Raw genomic sequence first — 1,523 nt, forward strand, 5'->3', positions numbered from 1 at the left:
CCCTGGCGGGGACCCTGCCCGACCCGCGCCCCCGCGCCGCCGAGGCCACCGCCGAACTCCGCGCCGCCTGCGCCCTCCTGGAGGCCGCGGACGCGCCCGAACCCCAGCAGGGCGCCGCACTCCTCGACCTCGCCGCGGCCCTGCGGCTGTCCGGCGCGCCGCCCGCCGACGCCCTCGCCGTCCTCGACCGCGCCGGGCGGCTCGCCGACGACGGCGGGCCGCACCCGCGCAGGCTCGCCGAACTCGCCCGCGCCCACACGGCGGCGCGGTCCTGGGAGGAGGCCGACGAGGCGTACGGCGCGGCCGTCGACCTCACCGACGCCTACGGCGCCCCGCGCCGCGAACTCCTCGCGGAATGGGGCGAGTCCCTGCTGGAACAGGCCCGGCGCGAACCCGGCTCGGCGGCCCTGGAACGCGCCGAACCGGTGCTCCGCGAGGCGTTCTCGGTGAGCCCCGGCCGCGCTCCGGGCCGCGCCCGCGTCCAGCTGCTGCTCGGCCGTGCCCTCGTCCTGCGCTTCGACCGCCAGGGCTTCCTGCCCGACCTCTACGAGGGCGTCCACCTGCTCGAACAGGCCGCCCGGCACGCCCCCGACGGACCGACCCGCGCGGAGGCGTGGCTGGAGCTGGGCACCGCCCGTCTCACCCTGCACGAACAGACCTCCGCCTCGCCGTTCTCCTCCGGCGCGGCGTTCTCCCGCGCCGCCGAGGAGGCCGCGGCCGACGCGTTCGCCACCGCGGCGGAGGAGGATCGCGCGCCCGGCGGCTCCGTCGTCCGGGCGCGGGCCCTGCACCGGCGGGCCGCCACTCTGGAGCGCCTCGAGAGGCCCCGCCGCGCGCTGGCCGTCTACCGCGAGGCCGCGGCCGAATGGGCCGAGCTCACCGCCCGTCTCGCCGACGTCCCCTGGCCCGAGGTCCAGGCCACGCGCGAGGCCGTGACACGCCTGGCAGGAGGGTGACCGGAACGGCGCCCGAACGGGTTTCCGTATGGCGGCCCCCGGGAAGAACCGAGCAGCCGTGGGGGGCCGCCGAACGAGAACGGGCAGCGCAGCACGCGCACCGAGGGCACGACGCACGGCACCACAGGAGTTCAGCGGCGGACGGCAGGAAAGGAGCACAGAGTGCCGAAGCTCACGAGCACCGCGACGACGCCCGGGACGGCGGACGGCGCGGTACGGGTGCCGCCGGTGCCCGACCTCACCGGCATCGACCTGCGGACGCTCCGCCGGGTCGCGGACCCCGGCCTGGCCGTCGCCGTCGAGGAGGTCCTCGGCGACCCGGACGGCCTGGAGATCACCTGGTACTCGGGCGGCGAGGACGCCACCGGCAGGAACGCCCCCGGCCGGCCGTGACACCGCGCGCACCGCACAGGAGCACCCGGAGGCCACGCCCCCGGCACACGGAGCACCCAGGGGCGCGGGGAACGCGGGGAACGGGGAAACCGGAATGAGCGCGGAGCGCGTGGACGGCGGCACGGCACCGGTCCCGTCCCCCGCCGCCCTGGCCCGCCTCGCCCGCACCGGGGC

At 78.5% G+C, this 1,523-nt stretch carries 1 protein-coding gene and 1 pseudogene; both read left to right on the forward strand.

Going from position 1 to position 1,523, the window contains the following annotated elements:
* Nucleotides 1-956 (forward strand): annotated as a pseudogene (locus tag K6I34_RS36815) (tetratricopeptide repeat protein); the annotation flags it as partial.
* A gap of 162 nt (nucleotides 957-1,118) precedes the next feature.
* The gene (locus K6I34_RS36820) at nucleotides 1,119-1,349 is read left to right on the forward strand and encodes a hypothetical protein (protein ID WP_229332367.1); all 231 of its coding nucleotides are present in this window, start codon (nucleotides 1,119-1,121) and stop codon (nucleotides 1,347-1,349) included.
* Nucleotides 1,350-1,523: the final 174 nt, after the last annotated feature.

Origin of the sequence: Streptomyces sp. UNOC14_S4 (assembly GCF_020740835.1) — a bacterium.
GTDB lineage: Bacteria > Actinomycetota > Actinomycetes > Streptomycetales > Streptomycetaceae > Streptomyces.